Here is a 17,109-nt window from a genome sequence, read left to right on the forward strand (position 1 = left end):
GGGCCAAGTCATAGCCGGTCAAGCAGCGATTGAGCGGCGGAAAGGTGGCTTCAATCAACGCACGCTGTTGATCGATAATCGCGGCAGCGGTGGTGTGGACGCGACCAAGAATACCCTCTTGCTGACGCTCAACCTGCTCCTCCTCCGGGGTTAGCGCACGGCTATGCAGATGCTTTCCACCCAGCAGAACGGTATCCAGTTCCAGCACATGGTTACGGGTCTTGCCGTATTCACAGCTGCCCTGGCCGCTGGCGTCGGTCGAGATCATGCCGCCAATGGTGGCGCGATTGGAGGTCGAAAGATCGGGGGCGAAGAACAACCCATGGGGTTTGAGCGCAGCGTTGAGCTGGTCTTTCACTACGCCGGCCTGAACCCGCACACGGCGTTTCTCCACGTCGATGTCTAAAATTCGGTTCATATGGCGGGAGACATCCACCACGATACCGTCGGTAAGCGACTGGCCATTGGTGCCCGTGCCGCCGCCACGCGGTGTTAGTACAATCGCGCGATGGGTAGTTTGCGCAGCCAGTCGGGTTAGCCGTTCGAGATCTTCAGCATGCTTGGGATAAACCGCCGCCTGGGGCAAACGCTGGTAAATCGAGTTATCCGTTGCCAGCACCGTGCGGTTAGCGTAATCGGGAGCGATTTCGCCTTCGAAGCCGTGGATGCGCAAGGCTTCGAGAAACGTAACATACTCACTTCGCACTGCCCCCTCGCTGACCACTGCGATCATGCCTTGAGCGTCTCCAGCGCCTGCTCGATGAGTCCTAGCCCCTCTTCCATAATTTCTGGTTCGGTGGTCAATGGCGGTAGTAAGCGTAAGACATTTCGTTTGCGACCACTGGGCATTAATAAGACACCAGCGTCACGACCGGCTACTAACAGGCTGGCTAAGTGCTCCGCACCCGTCGCGTTTTCAGTGTCTTCGAAGACAATACCGCGCATAGCCCCAATACCTGTCATGGCTCCCAACATGGGAAAATGGTCGCTTGTCTTCCAGCGTTGGTATGCACTGACAATCGCCGATTCTTGAGCATTACCCCATGCGCTTAGCGTCTCGTCTTGCATGATATCCATCACCGCCAATGCAGCTGCACAGGCCACAGCATTACCTGAATAGGTGCCTCCCAGTGCACCTTTGGGTAATGCATCCATTAACTCTTTACGACCTACTAAGGCGGCGAGTGGAAGACCTGAGGCGATACTTTTTCCTAGCAGAAGTAGATCGGGCTCGATGCCTAGGTGACTAAAACCAAAGCGCTTACCGGTTCGACCGAAACCTGATTGGATTTCGTCACAAATTAGTACAATACCGTGCTGATCACAGATCGCGCGCAGCGCTTTGGCAAACTGTGGGCAAAGTAAGCGAAAACCGCCTTCTCCTTGTATGGGCTCAACGATGACACAGGCTACTTCGCTGGGGGCAATCTCTACGTCAAATACACGCTCTAACGCAGCCAGCGACTGCTCGGCGGTTACCCCACTATCTTGGCTAGGAAACGGCACGTGGTAAACCGGGCCAGGCAACGCGCCTAACCCTGCTTTATAGGGCTTAACTTTGCCGTTCAAATTGAGTGCTGCCAACGTGCGGCCATGGAAAGCATCGTCAAAGGCAATCACCCCTTGGCGACCAGTAACGCCACGGGCAACTTTCAGGGCATTTTCTGTCGCCTCCGCACCACTGTTCGTCAGCATGCAACCAAGCAGATAAGAAACCGGCACAAACTGGTCAAGGCGCTCTACGACTGAGAGATAACCACGGTGAGGCAAAGCATTAAACGCTGAATGCATAAGGGTATCGACCTGTGCCTTGACGGCCTCGACCACCGCTGGGTGGCCGTGCCCCAGGTTAAGCACACCAATACCGCCAATAAAGTCGATATATCGCTCCCCTCCCTCATCCCATACCTCTGCATTACGCCCTTTAGTAATACAAAGCGGATGAAGGATGCTTAATGCACTGCTGACGTAGGGAAGGTCCATCGTCGTAAACGCTCCTGAAAATACCGTATGTTTCCTTATCAAACAGTTTCATAGAGCGAATCGCAAACGAAAAAAAACGCCAAATGCATGCCAAGTAGGAATGCACGAGAAATAGGCACTTGATTTTGAAACAGGAACAGCAGCAACCCAGCATAGCCACTTACCAAAGGCATCTATTTCACTATACAGACTAATAAAAGGTAAAACGGTGCCGGACTCGCTGATAAAAGCACAAACCATTAATTACATAAGCGATTCCTTAAAATCACTTTGCATGACAAAATGGAATGCGTACGCAACTTAATTTCTTTTGCCTGGTGAGCTGCATACGTGAACAATAGCCAGCTACCTTTTTCGCGACATTTTTCAGTGATCGATCCCCCTGACGGTCGGGTTGCGAAAATTGCTAAGCATAATTTAATTAAAAACAAATTAGCAGGAATTAATGTGAAAAACATCCCCTCTAAAGTGCTGTCATCTAAGGTACTGTCACCAAAAGTGATATGTGGCGTTGGCGCTACGCTTCTGTTGGCGAGCTGTGGTGGCGATAGCAAACCTAATATCGCCATTGGCCCCCCAGCCAGTACCACCCAAAGCGTTTCCCAACTACTTTTTGATGCTTACGGTATTGGTAACGATAAGTACAACACCTACCAGGAAGGGTTTGGTGCTGCACTTGATGGTGTGCAAGATGGCAACATCGATATTTCTATCGGTATTCTTGGTTTACCTTCTGGCAGCATCGAGAACTTACAAGCCTCTAGTGGCGATGCACGCCTGATTAGTTTAAGCGATGACGCTATTGATTATATTGAAGAGAATAGTGCCTATCAGCGTTTTACTATTCCTGCTAATAGCTATGATTTTCAAAATGAAGATGTAAATACTATTACGGCTTATGCCATTTTAGTTGGCAACACGAATACTATTGATGAAGAGCTAGGTTATGAGCTAGCGCGTTTAATGCATGAACATGCTGAAGAAAATACGCACTCTCAATCTGCGTTTATTACCCTTGAAAATGCACTGAATGGTTCAGAAGGCTTGCCCATTCACCCTGGTGCTAAAAAGTATTATGAAGAACAAGGCCTCACCGTAGACAACCCTGTCGCTGAACTTGGCGAAACTAAAGCCAAAGAAGAGTTTATTTTAGGCACCGGTAGCCAAGGCGGTACTTACTACCCGTTGGGCGGCGAGATGGCCACTATCTGGAACCGCTACCTAGAAAACCAAAACTTCACCAATATTGAAACTGGGGCCTCAATCGAAAACCTAGTGAGCATCCGTGATAATACTATGGATCTCGGGATGACCGTGCACGCACCCGCGCAAGATGCCATTGCGGGCAGCGGAGAGTTCGAAAGCGGTGCTATTGATAACGTCGCGTTTATCGGACACATCTATCCTGAAGTCATTCAGATTGTCACACGTGAACGCTCCGACATTGACAGCCTAAGTGATCTAACCGATTGATATTCCCACTTCGCCGCTGGCAAAGCCAGCGGCGGTACATGCAAGAGGTTTAATCGTGGATAAAAAAAAACTTCTGACGAAGCGGCGCTTTTAGAAAAGTATGACCGTGAGTCACAAGTACGTTCGACACTGCAGCTAGGCAAGTGGGGATGGCTGATCACCCTAATGGGTGTATCACTGACATGCTTTCATCTCTACACCGCTTATTTTGGTACGCTACCGTCACAGCAGCAAGGCGCTGTCCACTTGGGCATTGCTTTGGGGATGATCTTTATCCTATTCCCTGCAACCCGCGGCGCAGGCCGCCGCAATGAAGTGCCGTGGTACGATATACTACTCGCCTTCGCAGCAACCTTTGCCGCCTACTATAAGATACTATTTTACGAAGAAGTACTTCGTGCAAGGGTCACGGGCTATTCAGTTTTTGATCTAACGATTGCAGTATTCGGCGTGCTTTTTGTGCTAGAAGCCACACGCCGTACCGTTGGTATGCCAATCGTTGTGATGGCCTCGCTGGCAATTCTCTATGCGCTATTTGGCAATTTAATACCAAGCCCTTTGCTTTCTCATCCTGGCTTCTCGTTTGAGCAGGTGTCTCCCTATTTATGGTTTAGAGAGAGTGGTGTCTTTGGCACACCCCTGCAAATATCGGCGCGCTTTATCTTCTTGTTTTTGTTTTTCGGTGTTGTCCTGATGCATACAGGGGTAGGCCGGTTCTTTAATGATTTAGCCTTCGCATTAACCGGGCGGTTTACCGGTGGTGCCGGCAAAGCAGCCGTTATAGCAAGTTCTCTACAAGGCATGATTTCAGGGAGTTCTATTGGCAACACCGTCGCCTCTGGTTCTTTCACCATACCGATGATGAAAAATGCCCGCTTTAAACCCGAGGTAGCGGGAGCAGTCGAAGCTTCAGCCTCTACAGGGGGACAAATCATGCCTCCCTTAATGGGCGCGGCGGCTTTCATCATGGTGGAATATGTAGGCGTTTCTTACCGTGAAATCATGTTCTCGGCTCTGATTCCCGCCATCCTCTATTTCGCTAGTATTTTTATTGGGGTACATTTCGAAGCCAAACGCCATCGCATTCTAGGCCTTCCTAAAGATCAACTGCCTAGCAAACGTAAGCTCATACTGTCTAAAGGCTACATGCTGTTGCCTTTGCTCGTCATTATTACGACCATTAGCGTTGGTTTTACAGCACAACGAGCAGCGCTACTGGGGATAGCATGTGCTTTTGCTGTCAGTCTAGCACGCAAAGAAACACGCCCATCATTGAAAGGTATATTAGTTATCTTCGAAAAAGGTGCGCGTGTGGCTCTACCAGTGATCGCAGCAGTTGCATGCGCAGGCATTATTGCTGGTGTGGTAGGTATGACAGGAATGGGGGCAAAATTTGCTGCTGGCATTATTAGCTTGGCTGATGGCGTTTTGATACTTGCGCTCTTATTCACGATGATAGCCTGTATTGTTTTGGGCATGGGATTACCCACAACCGCAAACTATGTGGTCACCGCTACGATTGCAGCACCGGCGCTTATTAATGAGTTTGGCCTTCCGCCAATGGCGGTACATTTGTTCGTCTTTTATTTCGGTATTATTGCCGATATTACGCCCCCCGTTTGTTTAGCAGCATTTGCTGGCGCGGGCATTGCGCAAGCTAACCCAATGAAGACCGGTTTTACTGCGGTTAAATTGGCCATTGGAGCGTTCATTATTCCTTACGCCTTCATTTACAATCCCATGTTGGTATTGGTTGAACCTACGACGCTAGGGCTTTTAAGCGCATTGTTCTTTTCACTCGTAGGAATCATGGGAGTAAGCAGCGCTCTACTGGGTTACTTTGTCCGCGATTCACTCTTTTGGGAGCGTCTGGTACTGTTCGTAGCAGGACTTGCCATGGTGGTTCCCGAATTGCTAACCAGCGGCTTGGGCCTATTAGTCATGGCAGCGGTGGGCTGGCTTCAATCACGCCGGCCTGACAAATATCAGGAAGCATCGTCGCTCGCCTAATGAGCCATTATAAAATGCCTAGCTTCCCCCAGTGCTTAGTCACTGGGGCGGCTTTAAGGTTATCAGGAGCGCCCGGCTTGGCATCACGCAACCTCCCTTCTACCGCGGCTATGCAGTGCTTTGAAGCGGCAGCAAGGCATATGAGTTTTACTCGGGCCGCAGACGAGCTAAACCTCACGCAAAGTGCTGTTAGCAAACAAGTCGCGCATCTCGAAACTATCTTGCAACATAAGCTATTTCGCCGCGTACGACGCAGCCTGCTGCTTACGCCAGAAGGCGCCATCTTTTTAAGTGACGTACGCAAAGTACTCACACAGATTGAAATGTCGACTCATGCGATAATGACCTACAGCGGGAATAGCGAGGTTCTTAAAATCGCGACGTTACCTAGTTTCGGTAGCCGTTGGCTGGCTAATAAATTGCCAACATTTCTAGCAGCTAACCCAGGCATTAGCTTGGAGTTTCATGATCGAGTGGAAGATTTCGATCTTGAACAACAGGATATCGATATAGCCTTGTTTTATGGGCATGGCAGTTGGCCAAATCTTGCCTGTCATAAGCTTATTAAAGAAGATATGGTCGCTGTTGCTTCTCCCGAATTACTGGCTCAACACCCCATTCATTCGGTAGATGATTTAAAACAACTACCGCTACTCCACCTTTCGACACGCCCTGACGCGTGGCACTATTGGTTTGCAAACCAAGAGATCATTACTGACCGCAGCTATCATGGCACTCGGTTCGAAACCTTTCCTATGCTTGTGCGAACGGCTATGGCAGGCGGAGGAGTCGCGTTGGTTCCTCACTTTACCGTAGATGAAGAGCTGGAAGATGGCAGACTTATAGTCGCCTGGCCATATAGATTACTCAGTGAGAGTGCTTATTATCTCGTTTATCCAGAGCACTTAGGGGAACTCGCCAAGGTGCGACGCTTTGTAGAGCATATTACTCAATTTTAATATTTTTCCAATTAATTTTTAAGGAACACACTTTCTTATAAATTTCCGTAATCTTATAAATTCTTGCCGTCCTTAATGATAGTGTCACTGATTTTTTACTGTTCTGCCCTAATACGGCTCTTGGAACTACGTTGCGAGATATCTTGCATAAAAAATGAATACCTGTAATGTAAAAATGACCAATAACAACACCTTCACGCCTTGCTCTGTCACGCTCAAGCCAAGTGCATAACCGCCAATGCGAGGATAGGGATGAGAAAGCGAATGCCCTCTACCAATGCGCTACGCGCATTCGAAACCATAATGAAAAGAAAGTCGGTGAAGGATGCCGCTGATGAAATATCGCTGACCCCGCAAGCAGTCAGGTACCAGATCAAGATGTTGGAGGAGTTGATCGGCTATGAGCTTTTCATACGCAATGGCAATCGGCTGGAACCCACCCTCAAGGCCATGGAGCTGCTTGGCTACATAACTCAGAGCCTCGACGTCCTAGAGGAAGGGTTGAATGCCTTAGATAAAGACAGTAACAAGCTCTATCTGCATGTATCACCCTATTATGCCAACAATATATTGATTCCCCAGCTTCATGAATTTACAGAACAACACCCTAATATCGACCTGCGTATATCCATCGGTGCAGAGAACAACGATTTCGACACCAAGGACATCGATATCGCCATACAGTGGGGCTATGGGCAATGGAGCGGTTTCCAGGCCGATCCACTGATGAACGATCTGAAAATCATTGCGGCAACCCCGGACCTGCTAAAGAAACAGCCAATAGAAAGCACCAACGACTTGATGGCACACCGTCTGATTTCCCCTTGGGTCCGAAATACTCTCTGGCTGGATATCTTCGACATGCTGGGTACCCGGCAGGAAATGATGAAAGAGGAGTTTCTCTATCTACATGACAACGAGGCCATCTATAAGGCAACACTTTCTGGCATGGGAGTGGGGCTGGTATCCAGGCCCGAGGCGATAGAAGCAATTACAGCAGGAGACTTGGTCGCCCCCCTGGGTATTGACCTGCTAAGCCAGCTGCCTGACCACAAGATTCCCAAGTTCTACCTCATAAGACAGAACAATAAAGAAGAGAGCCCGCTGGTGAAGCACTTCACACAGTGGGCTAAAGAAAGCTCCAGACCACAGATGTAGTCGAACTACATCAAACCAGGCAACCAAGTCACAATACTTGGAAACATGACCAACATGAGTGCGGCAAGGCAAAGAATAAGAAAGAACGGCATCGCGGCGAGCGTGACTTGCCAGATATTTCTTCCCGTAATCGACTGCAACACGAAAAGGTTGAACCCCACTGGGGGGGTGATCTGTGCCATCTCGATTATTACTACTGCATAGATTCCGAACCATAAAAGATCAATTCCGGCTGATTGCAGCATCGGCAAGACGACGGCGCTGCTGATAACCAGTATCGAGATACCTTCAAGAAAGCACCCCAGTACGATGAAGAAAATCGTCAACACGAATATCAACATGTACGGAGAAAGCTCGAGGGCATTCACCATCTGTGCCAGATATAGAGGAATCCCGATGAAGGAAAACGCCGATGAGAGCACGGCCGCGGCGGCCACGATGAACGCGATCATGCAAGCAATACGCGTTGCCCCGAGCAGACTTTCTACAAAGGTCTGCCAGCTCAGCGACCCCGTCAGGTAGGCGATCATTAGCGCACCAATTACTCCAAAGGTGGCCGACTCCGTCGGTGTAGCGATACCTGCGTAAATGGAGCCAATCACAGCAACGATCAGGAACAAAATAGGCAAGAGCCCCAGGGACGCGCTGAGCCGCTGCATCATACTCATCCGAGGCTCACGTGGCGGCATCTTATCGGGGTTGAATAGAGCCCAGAGGGCTATATAAGCCATGAACAGTACCACCAGCATCAACCCAGGCAATATGCCCGCCATAAACAGTCTGGCCACGGACTGCTGAGCCATAACCCCATAGACTATCAGTACAATAGAAGGCGGGATCAATAGCCCCAATGTCGCCGAACCGGCCAGGGTGCCTATCATTAGGCGGTCGTTATACTTGCGCTCTTTTAGCTCCGCCATGCTCATGCGGCCCACAGTGGCAGCGGTAACCGCCGAAGAGCCTGCTACGGCCGCCATGATGCCACAGCCCAATACATTAACATGCAGGAGCCTGCCAGGAAGCCAGCCCACCCAAGGGGCAAGGCCATTGAACATCTGTCGAGAGAGCTTGGTTCGGAACAGTATCTCGCCCATCCAGATGAACAGCGGCAGCGCTGTCATCGGCCATGCTCCACTCGCCTCCCATATCTTGCCGATTACCAGATCTCCAAGAGGCGCGGGGGTAAAGATGGCCAACGCGCCGATGCCAATTCCCGCCAGGCTCACGGCCACCCATACGCCCGACCCCAGCAAGGTGATCAACGCCACCAGGACGAAACCTAGTGCTATCAGTGTAGAATCCATGGTCACCTCAATCTAAAGGCATGCATTACGATGCATGAACGGAACGGTAAGAAACCTCACGTTTCATCAGCACACCGATTAGATCGTCTAGTACGGCGACTGTCAGGACAGCAAGCCCAATCACCATGCCCGTCTGGGGTATCCACAGGGGAATGGCCATCAATCCGGGGCTCACCTCATCGAAGACATACCCCTGCCAGGTGAAAATGGCGGCCTTCCAGGTGAGCCAGGAAAGAATAACGAAGGAGCACAGGCACACCCACGCTTCAAGCAAGCGTTTCGGCCTCGGCGGCAGAGAATCGATCACCAACGTTACACGGACATGTGCACCGTACCGCATCGAGTAGCCCAGCCCCAGAAAGGTCGACGCCGCCAAGCAGAAGCCGGCGAACCCGGTCGCATCCACCGTATGCCCCAACTGCCTGCCGACTACCTGCGCGACTATCGACAGGCCGATGGCGGCGAGAAAGAAAGCCGCCAAGCCGCCTGATAGTCGGTATAGACCATCAAGAAAAATTCTCATGATGCTTTACCCTTATTCTGCGCTATCGCGCCACTCAACGTAGGTATCAATGATCTGATTGGCCTCATCGCTGGCATCCTGGCGCCACTCGGCAAGTATCTCCTCGCCTACGTCGTTGATCGCAGCCTGCAACTCATCAGGTGCCTGGGTTACCGTAACGCCATGCTCTTCCAGCACATCATTGTTTTCGGTAGAACGCTCTTGGCTCATTTCCCAGCCACGCTCATGTGCGTTACGCGCCGCTTCGCGTACCACTTGTTGTAACTCGTCATCCAAAGCGTCGAGTGCAGCGGGATTGATGATGAGGGCGTTGATGTTGTGCATCGTGCCGGTATAAGTGAAATGATCCACGTAGTCCCATACCTGGACATCGATACCGGTTTGGGCGCTAGTGAATAGTGAGTCGATCATATTGGTCGAGAATGCCTGAGGCACCTCGGAAAAAGGAAGAATCGTGGCATTGAAGCCCAGCTCCTGGGCCATCTGCTGGGTCGGTTGGGAGTAAATCCGAATGGACATACCATCGATATCGTCCGTCGACTCGATCGGTTTATCGGCAAAGAAACCTTGGCCAGGCCATGAAACATAGGCCAGCGGCAAGATACCCTGTTCGGCCATCACTTCCTCGTAGTAAGGCTGCAGTAGCTCGTTGAGTCGATAGCCTTCTTCATAGGTAGTTGCCAGGCCCGGCAGGCTATCAATACGAAATACCGGATGTTCATTGCTATACGCCCCCAGGCGAACCTCACCGAGTTGCACTACGCCGCGCTGCACGGAGCGCTTGATTTCGTCATGGCTTACCAAGGTACCGTTGCTGCGCATATCGATCGTGATACGTCCGTCGCTGTTCTCTTCCACTTCTTCGACGAATTCGCGCAAATTTTGTGTGAAGAAACTATCGTCAGGATAACCGGTCGCCATCATCCAGTTAGTGTTGGCCTGTAGCGAGGGAATGTAGACCATGCCCACAGCCGCAATAACTGGTACCAGGTAGGTGTTCTTATAATTCATCTTAAATTCTCCAACTCTTGGTTGCTTAGGTTTGCTATCAGGTAGGCTTTAGATAAAGTTCATCAGCAGTCTGCTGAGTGATATACCCATCCTCGATATCTGCGCGTACCGCTTCTTTGTTGCGATCGGTGGCAAGGCCGTAACCTCCCCCACCGGGTAATTCGAGGACGACAGTCTCGCCCGGCTCTATAAATTGCAATCCTTTCGATTTCAAGGGCTTTCCAGACTTCAAGTACACATTCCCGCACGCCCCGGGGTGCCCGCCAGCATGCCCCATGGCCGGATGCCGCACCCGCTCGAACATGGCGTTAAAACTGAAGGCATAGCCCTCCTGGGCACCGAACTCGATGACCTGTCCCAGGCCGCCCCGGTGCTCACCGGCCCCTCCTGAATCCGACCTCAGCTCTTTACGCCAGATGATGATGGGGCCCACGCTCTCGGTAACCTCCACCGGCATGGTATGAACGCCGCTAGGAAATGCTGTGGCGTTAAGACCATCCAAGCCGGGGCGCGCTCCGGTACCGCCACTGTTGAACAACAGGACTTCTGACGTTTCCGCCTCGTGTACCCCTTGTTTATGCAGGCTGACATGCAAGTTCCACAGAGCACTGGCGCCCTCGGCCGGCGCCACATTCGGCACGGCTTTCTTGAGCGCCCCTAGCACCAGGTCGGGCACCAGGTGTCCAATGGCATGTCGTACCGCCACTGGCGCCGGTCGCTTGGCGTTAAGAATGCAGTTGTCGGGCGCCATTGCCTTGAAAGGCTTCAGCGATGCCCAGTTGTTAGGCACTTGTGGAGCGATGGCGCATTTCAGTCCGTAGCAGCCATAGGCCTTGCTGTAGACCAGCGGGACGTTGATGCCGAACGAGCTCTGTGGTGAGGAACCGGCAAAGTCCATCAGAATCTCGCCATCGTCTATAGTTAGCGCAACGTTCAGTTTGAGCGGTTCGTCATATCCATCCGTTGCCATGCTGTAGTCATAAGTGCCTTTGGGCAGCTGATTAATCTTCTCGATAGTCGCCGCTTCGCTATGTTGAAAAATGAACTCGGCAACATCCTCGATATCATCCAATCCGAACTCGGCCATCATTTCCAATAGGCGCTTTCTACCAGTATCGTTGCAGGCAGCCAATGAATAGAAGTCACCAACCACCTGGTCTTTTTCACGTACGTTGTTGGCGAGGATATCGATCAAGTCCTTGTTAACTACTCCCTCGTAGAAAAGCTTGGTCAGGGGGATCAGCAGGCCTTCTTCGTAGAGTGAGCGACCATCAGGGCCGAAGCCTCTCCCTCCGATATCCACCACATGGGCGGTGGAGCCGAAAAATCCCACTAGTTCATCTCGGTTGAACACCGGGGTTATGACCGTGATGTCATGAAGGTGTCCCGTAGCTTTCCAGGGATCATTGGTGACGAAGACATCGCCCGGCTTCATGTCGTGGTAGCCGAAATGGTCAATGAAGTGAAATACCGACTCGGCCATGGTGTTTACGTGACCCGGGGTTCCTGTCACCGCTTGAGCGATCAACCGTCCGCGCTTGTCATAGACCCCTGCTGAGAGATCGCCAGCCTCGCGAACGCTGGTGCAGAAAGCGGTCTTGATCAAGGTAATAGCCTGCTCTTCCACCACCGAGATCAGGCGGTTCCACATGATTTGTTTGGAAACGTCCAATTCGACACTCATCAGATCTTCTCCACCTTATTTTTCTCGATGAATAAACAGCCATCCATCTGTACCTGCATTTTGTAGCCCGGCGGCACGATCGTTGAGGTTTCGGTCTCAGCGACCACCAGGGGCCCTTCGCACCTGGCACCCGGCGGCAGGTCTTCTCGCTCATATACCAGGTAGGAGAGCGGCCGGTTTCGTGATGCATCGACGATCTGCCGAGTCGTGTGGGGAATCGGATCCTGAAAAATGTCAACGGCATCGTTCGAATAAGATTGTGTTGCCGATGGTAGGCGGGAGCTCACATTGAGTGACCAACTGACCACCTCGACATCCAAACCATCGACGGCATGACTGAATAACTGGGTATAGGCTGAGATGAAATCCTGCTTGAGCTGAACCTCACAGCCTTCGGATAGGCTGAGCTCGCTCACCTCGATAGGGATTTCCCAGCCTTGTCCCGCGTAGCGCATGTAAGCCTTCAGTTCGTATATATACTCCTGGTCCCCCCCGGCATCGCCGACGAACGACTCCACTTCCTGGCGCATATCCTCAATCAGCAAGTTTGCTTTTTCACGATCAAAGCTCTCGAGCCGCATGACGCTGCTGCGCAGGGACTCATAACTGAAAGGCGCCTTGAGGAAGCCAATGGCCGACCCGACCCCCGCACCGGGCGGAATCAACAGGCTATCTACACCAAGCTTCTGGCAGAGACGGGCGGCATGTACCGGAGCGGCGCCGCCAAAGGCGATCATGGTGTAAGTTTCCAACTCACAACCGCTTTCCACAGCATGCATGCGAGCGGCATTGGCCATGTTTTCATTCACCACTTCACTGATTGCGTAGGCCGCATCTTCCGCGACACCACCTAGCTGGGAGCTGATCTTCCTGTCCAGGGCAGTATGGGCGGCCTCGGTATCGAGCCTCATGCTGCCCCCGGCAAACCCCTGAGGATCCAGCTTGCCTAGTAGGAGATCGGCATCGGTGACGGTGGGATGTTTCCCACCAAGGCCGTAGCAGGCTGGCCCCGGTTCCGAACCGGCACTTTCAGGTCCGATACGGATCTGTTTCAGGTCATCCACGGAGGCAATCGACCCGCCACCAGCACCGATCTCCACCATTTCGATGACTGGGATGGAGATGGGCATACCGCTGCCTTTCTTGAAGCGATACGACCTCGCGACTTCAAAGGTGCGTGAGGTCTTGGGTTTCATGTCATTGATTAAGCAAACCTTGGCTGTCGTGCCTCCCATATCAAAAGAAACGACACGTTTCAGGTCATGCTTTTCGGCAATATAGGAAGCATAGATGGTGCCGCCGGCAGGCCCTGATTCAAGTAACCTGACAGGAAACTCGGCAGCAGTACGAAGAGAAATCAGTCCCCCACCCGAGTGCATGAGATACACTGGGCATGTCATACCAAAAGTATTTAGTCGCTCCTCGAGTCGCTCCAGATAGGAAGACATCAAAGGTTTTACATAGGCATTGGCACATACCGTATTGAAACGCTCATATTCACGAATCTGTGGCGATACATCACTTGATATCGAAACCGAAACCCCGCTCAAGCTTTCTTCAATAGCTTTTTTTACCTGCTGCTCATGCATAGGGTTTCGATAACTATGCATCAGCCCGACGGCAACGCTTTCGTAGCCTTCTTGCCGAATCTTTTCGATGACTTCCTGAAGCTGATCGTGGTCGATAGGTATCATCTCCTCGCCACTGGCAGCGATCCTGCCACCTATTACATACCGGTCATGCCGTGGGATGAGTGGCGCTGGTAGCACAATATTTAAATCATACTGTTCGAATCGGCTTTCGGTACGCATTTCAATGACGTCGCGAAATCCTTCCGTAGTAATAAACGCCGTATGTGCACCACGCCGCTCGATTAGGGAATTAGTGGCCAGGGTAGTGCCATGAATTACTGTATCGATTTGCGAAAGGGAAATATCGGCCGCTTCAGCTGCTTTTGTGATGCCATCGATAATGGCCTGTTCAGGCTGTGTGTAGTTGGTTAGTACTTTAGAAGAGAATATCTCTTCTCCTTTCTCGAGGGCGACATCTGTAAAAGTTCCTCCGATGTCCACACCAACACGAATATTGCTTCCACCCATTACCCAGTCCCCTTTCCCAATACAGCTTTTAGAGAATTAATTAGTTAACCATCGGTTCACTAGAACCTAGCGGCTACTGGATAGGGAGACTATTCAAAAAAACTTCGTCTAAGGAAAAAACAATTGAGGTCTAAAAAGCGATCCATTCACTGAGCATGACACCGCCTGAAGATTAGACAGTCAGATCTTCTTGCTCCTTTGCGGGTGGCCCAACTGCTGTATTTCCAGAATTAATGAAGATTAAATTTCAGCTTATGCAAATATCTTCCTTAGGAAAAGCTACCTTATGACTTGGGTTCATAGAAAAACCGCAGCACTTTGGATCACAGAGTAGAGGCAGGAGGGCCAGCGCCGGCACCCTCTCTGCCTTACCTACCAAAGTGAAGCAGAGCATGGGATACCGACAACTGACTAAAGTCCAACGATACCAATTTTTTGCCTACCTTGTGACAGGCATCAGCCAGCGAAAGATAGCTAAGGCCGTTGGCGTCCACAGCAGCATCATTAGCCGCGAAATAAAGCGCAACGGTCTGACCCGTGGTTATGCGCCTGAACAGGCCCAATCGACAAGTGATCAACGTCGACGTACCGCTTGGAAAGTGGCGAAGCGACTGCCAAGCCTGATTCGCTGGGTGACTGGCCAATTGATGGACGAATGGAGTCCCCAGCTAATCAGTGGCTTCATGGCCAATGCCGACTGGGTTTGCGTGAGCCATCAATGGATCTATGCGCTCATCTGGGACGACAAGAAACACGGCGGAACATTATGAAAACGGCTCTGACTGCCACGCCAGCTGCGCTATCAGCGCCAGCTGGCTAAGCGGGCGGGGTTAGGCAAGATTCCGTACCGGGTGGGCATTGAGCAGCGCCTTGCCGAGGCGTAAGAACGGCGGCATATCGGCCATTGAGAAGGCGTTACGGTGCTAAGGGGCATAAAGAATCCGGCCTGGTGACCCTGGTCGAGAGACGCATCTGCTACCTCTTAGCAGCGCGGCTGCCCACGATCACCGCCACGAGAACAGCTAAGGCGATGACACAGTTATTAGCACCCCGCCGAGGGGCAGTTCACACTATCACCTTGGATAATGGATCGGAATTCCCCGAGCACAGGAAGGTAGCCAAGGCCGTGTCGGCCAAGATCTATTTTGCGACCCGTACCGCTCATGCCAGCGTGGTACTAATGAAAATACCAATGGGCTAATTAGGCAGTATTTCCCGAAAGGGACCGGCTTTCGAAACGAGTCCAATACAGAGCTACAAAGCGTCATCAATAAGCTAAACGATAGACCAAGAAAGTGGCTGGGTTATCGAACCCCAACCCAGGTGTTCTTAGGTGAATACTCAGGAGCAATAGAAACCGCAGGTGCTGCACTTATTAATTGAATTCAGGAAACTGCATCTCATATACCCGGGAAATCGAGAATCGGCCCTGCGCCAATTGCTTCTGCCTTACTACCGCAGGGCCTATACGTTACAGAGTGAGCCCTAGTATCAGATACGCAGCCAAGGAAACCAGAGCAACGGCGAGCGCAAAGGGAATTTGCGTCTTGATATGGTCGATATGGTCAGAGGCGGCGCCTGTCGAGGCAAGGACAGACGTATCCGACAGTGGAGAGCAGTGGTCACCAAATACACCCCCACCAGCCACTGCCGCGACAGAAGCGTAAACCAGTGGAGTAATCATATCGCCGCTAAAGTTGAAGGCGAGCGGCACTGCCAGTGGCATCATAATTGCGAAGGTGCCCCATGATGTGCCGGTGGAAAAAGCGATAACAGCTGCAATAAGAAATGTCATGGCCGGAAGCAAAGCAGGTGTTAGCCAACCTGCGGTGGCTTCGACGATATAGTTGGCCGTGCCCATGTCTTTGGAAAGCTGGTTCAGCGAGTAGGCTAAAGCCAAGATGATGATGGCGGGCATTACCCCCTTCATCCCGGCAAGCGAGGTTTTCATGATGTCGTTGAACGGAATGCCCTGCAAGCGCATCACGATACCTAGAAACACGGAAGCAGCTAGAAAAGCCTCCATGGTCTTGGCTGAGTCCATAACGATAAAGGTGCCTACGGCAACGCCAATCACTACCAGTACCGGGGCGAAAAAATTCCAAAACAGACTGGTGCGAGCTCCTTCATAAGGCGGAATTTCCGTCAGTTCCTCACCCACCAGCGGTTCTGCCCCATCGCGCAGCACTTTGCCCTCCTCCTGAGCCCGGCGCTCAGCTTCGCGCATCGGCCCAAAGAGCGGAATGACGCCCATGATCACCAACCCAACGACCAACACCGATAGCCATGCATAGAGGTTGAAAGGTATGGCATGCAGAAAGACTCCCATCGCCTGGGCAGCATTTTCGATAGGGCCCATGCCGATCAACAAACCGGAGATAAACACTGCCCAGCCCGTGATGGGCACCATGACACTTACCGGCGCCGAGGTGGAGTCGGCGATATACGCCAGCTTTTCCCGCGAGACCCGGTAACGATCCGTCAGGCCACGCATGGTGCTACCAACAAACAGAGGGCTGAAGTAGTCGCTGAAAAAAACGAACATGCCCATCACCCAGGCCACCAGCTGAACCCGTACCCGCGATAAGGCTCGGCGTTCCACCCAGGCGGTAAAGTTCTGAATTGCCCCGGTGCGTTGGAAAAACGCGATCACCGTGCCAATGAATAGCTCCAACAGCAGTATCCAGGAGAAGCTGGTGGTGCCCAGGGTTTCCTTTAACAGCGTCGGAAAGCCCATCAGCCCATTGCCCAGGGTAATCACCCCAACGAAACAGGCAACCGCCAGCGAGAAAACCGTATTACGGGTGACAAACGCCAGCACGATAGCCAATGCCGCCGGCATGACGGACAGCAGCCCGATATGATCTTGAGGATCCATTGTCATCTCTCTTTTTTTATAGTGGTG

At 51.6% G+C, this 17,109-nt stretch carries 12 protein-coding genes and 1 pseudogene; 5 read left to right on the forward strand and 8 right to left on the reverse strand.

The window, feature by feature from the left end; all coding sequences use genetic code 11:
- The coding region (locus ACUVOF_RS18250; RefSeq protein WP_447045691.1) for an FAD-binding oxidoreductase at window positions 1-733 on the reverse strand (733 nt) is incomplete at its 3' end.
- On the reverse strand, window positions 730-1,983 hold the full coding sequence (locus ACUVOF_RS18255) for a 2-aminoadipate transaminase (RefSeq protein WP_447045692.1): 1,254 nt from the start codon (window positions 1,981-1,983) through the stop codon (window positions 730-732). The genes ACUVOF_RS18255 and ACUVOF_RS18250, both read right to left, overlap by 4 nt.
- Window positions 1,984-2,313: 330 nt before the next feature.
- On the opposite strand from ACUVOF_RS18255, the gene ACUVOF_RS18260 reads away from it, so the two are divergent.
- The 4 genes from ACUVOF_RS18260 (at window position 2,314) to ACUVOF_RS18275 (ending at window position 7,583) form a co-directional block, all read left to right on the forward strand.
- On the forward strand, window positions 2,314-3,456 hold the full coding sequence (locus ACUVOF_RS18260) for a TAXI family TRAP transporter solute-binding subunit (RefSeq protein WP_447045693.1): 1,143 nt from the start codon (window positions 2,314-2,316) through the stop codon (window positions 3,454-3,456).
- Between the two features lie 156 nt (window positions 3,457-3,612).
- On the forward strand, window positions 3,613-5,466 hold the full coding sequence (locus ACUVOF_RS18265) for a TRAP transporter permease (protein ID WP_447045931.1): 1,854 nt from the start codon (window positions 3,613-3,615) through the stop codon (window positions 5,464-5,466).
- A gap of 77 nt (window positions 5,467-5,543) precedes the next feature.
- A complete protein-coding gene (locus ACUVOF_RS18270) occupies window positions 5,544-6,425 on the forward strand; it encodes a LysR substrate-binding domain-containing protein (RefSeq protein WP_447045694.1) in 882 nt (293 codons plus the stop codon).
- Between the two features lie 264 nt (window positions 6,426-6,689).
- Entirely contained in the window at window positions 6,690-7,583 is an 894-nt protein-coding gene (locus ACUVOF_RS18275; RefSeq protein ID WP_447045695.1) for a LysR substrate-binding domain-containing protein, read from the forward strand.
- Between the two features lie 5 nt (window positions 7,584-7,588).
- Here the strand turns inward: ACUVOF_RS18275 and ACUVOF_RS18280 are convergent, their stop codons facing one another.
- The 5 genes from ACUVOF_RS18280 to ACUVOF_RS18300 are packed head-to-tail and all read right to left on the reverse strand — an operon-like array spanning window position 7,589 to window position 14,204.
- The gene (locus tag ACUVOF_RS18280; RefSeq protein WP_447045696.1) at window positions 7,589-8,887 is read right to left on the reverse strand and encodes a TRAP transporter large permease; all 1,299 of its coding nucleotides are present in this window, start codon (window positions 8,885-8,887) and stop codon (window positions 7,589-7,591) included.
- 25 nt (window positions 8,888-8,912) lie between these two features.
- Window positions 8,913-9,410, reverse strand: a complete 498-nt coding sequence (locus ACUVOF_RS18285) for a TRAP transporter small permease (RefSeq protein WP_447045697.1) — start codon at window positions 9,408-9,410, stop codon at window positions 8,913-8,915.
- A gap of 12 nt (window positions 9,411-9,422) precedes the next feature.
- The gene (locus ACUVOF_RS18290; protein WP_447045698.1) at window positions 9,423-10,421 is read right to left on the reverse strand and encodes a TRAP transporter substrate-binding protein; all 999 of its coding nucleotides are present in this window, start codon (window positions 10,419-10,421) and stop codon (window positions 9,423-9,425) included.
- Window positions 10,422-10,458: 37 nt separating this feature from the next.
- Window positions 10,459-12,105 carry a hydantoinase B/oxoprolinase family protein gene (locus ACUVOF_RS18295; RefSeq protein WP_447045699.1) on the reverse strand — a complete coding sequence of 549 codons (1,647 nt, stop codon included), beginning with the start codon at window positions 12,103-12,105 and terminating at the stop codon, window positions 10,459-10,461.
- Window positions 12,105-14,204, reverse strand: a complete 2,100-nt coding sequence (locus ACUVOF_RS18300; RefSeq protein ID WP_447045700.1) for a hydantoinase/oxoprolinase family protein — start codon at window positions 14,202-14,204, stop codon at window positions 12,105-12,107. The genes ACUVOF_RS18295 and ACUVOF_RS18300 overlap by 1 nt, the downstream gene beginning before the upstream one ends.
- A gap of 392 nt (window positions 14,205-14,596) precedes the next feature.
- Between ACUVOF_RS18300 and ACUVOF_RS18305 the strand changes: the two are divergent.
- Window positions 14,597-15,587, forward strand: a pseudogene (locus ACUVOF_RS18305) (IS30 family transposase).
- Window positions 15,588-15,675: 88 nt separating this feature from the next.
- Here the strand turns inward: ACUVOF_RS18305 and ACUVOF_RS18310 are convergent.
- On the reverse strand, window positions 15,676-17,082 hold the full coding sequence (locus ACUVOF_RS18310; protein ID WP_447045701.1) for a Na+/H+ antiporter NhaC family protein: 1,407 nt from the start codon (window positions 17,080-17,082) through the stop codon (window positions 15,676-15,678).
- Window positions 17,083-17,109: the final 27 nt, after the last annotated feature.

It is taken from the genome of Vreelandella sp. H-I2 (assembly GCF_052959335.1).

Excerpts from the sequence above, each read along its gene's own strand:
- ACUVOF_RS18300 (WP_447045700.1), bottom strand. The coding sequence starts at position 14,204 with ATGGGTGGAAGCAATATTCGTGTTGGTGTGGACATCGGAGGAACTTTT.
- ACUVOF_RS18285 (WP_447045697.1), bottom strand. The coding sequence starts at position 9,410 with ATGAGAATTTTTCTTGATGGTCTATACCGACTATCAGGCGGCTTGGCG.
- ACUVOF_RS18310 (WP_447045701.1), bottom strand. The coding sequence starts at position 17,082 with ATGGATCCTCAAGATCATATCGGGCTGCTGTCCGTCATGCCGGCGGCA.
- ACUVOF_RS18295 (WP_447045699.1), bottom strand. The coding sequence starts at position 12,105 with ATGAGTGTCGAATTGGACGTTTCCAAACAAATCATGTGGAACCGCCTG.
- ACUVOF_RS18255 (WP_447045692.1), bottom strand. The coding sequence starts at position 1,983 with ATGGACCTTCCCTACGTCAGCAGTGCATTAAGCATCCTTCATCCGCTT.
- ACUVOF_RS18290 (WP_447045698.1), bottom strand. The coding sequence starts at position 10,421 with ATGAATTATAAGAACACCTACCTGGTACCAGTTATTGCGGCTGTGGGC.
- ACUVOF_RS18280 (WP_447045696.1), bottom strand. The coding sequence starts at position 8,887 with ATGGATTCTACACTGATAGCACTAGGTTTCGTCCTGGTGGCGTTGATC.
- ACUVOF_RS18275 (WP_447045695.1), top strand. The coding sequence starts at position 6,690 with ATGCCCTCTACCAATGCGCTACGCGCATTCGAAACCATAATGAAAAGA.